The following is a 647-nucleotide window of genomic DNA, read 5'->3' on the forward strand; positions in this document are numbered from 1 at the left end:
ATTGGTCTGGAAGGCGATGCCGTCGATCACGCCGGTGATGTCGCCGATGCGCTGCGCGGCCGCCTCGATGCCCTGCATCGAGGCGATCGCCTCGCCCATCTGGCTGCCGGCGCGCTGCGCCACGGCCCGCGTGCCGTCGGCCAGCGCGCGGGCCTCGCCGGCACTGGCGATGCGCAGGCGCAGGCGCTGCATCACCTCGTCGAGCCGGGCGCTGGCGCGCTGGGTGGTCGCGGCGGTCTCCTCGGTGCGGCTGGACAGGTCGAAATTGCCCTGCGCGATCTGGCCCGAGGCGGCGTGCAGCTCGTCGACATTGGCGCGCACCTCGCGCACCATGCCGGCCAGCCCGCGCTGCATGGCCTGCATATGGGCCATCACGCTGCTGCGGTCGTCCTGCGCCACCCGCAGCCGCTGGTTCAGTGCGCCATGGGCAATGCCCTGGGCCACCTGGCGCACATCGCTGGGCTCGCCGCCCAGCGAGCGCATGATGCGGCCGCTGATCAGGCCGGCGATCACCGCCCCCATCAGGCAGGCCAGGCCCAGGCCCAGCCAGGCCGCCCAGCGTGCCTGGGCATAGCGCTCGCGCCCCTGCTCGTACTCGCGCCTGGCCACGTCCAGCTGCACGGCCACCAGCGCGTTGAGCTGATCGC

The 647-nt window shown here is 73.4% G+C and carries 1 pseudogene; it reads right to left on the minus strand.

The window, feature by feature from the left end:
* Nucleotides 1-647 (minus strand): annotated as a pseudogene (locus ABGI63_RS25775) (hypothetical protein); the annotation flags it as partial.

This window comes from Roseateles cavernae, assembly GCF_040187885.1.
GTDB lineage: Bacteria > Pseudomonadota > Gammaproteobacteria > Burkholderiales > Burkholderiaceae_C > Roseateles_E > Roseateles_E cavernae.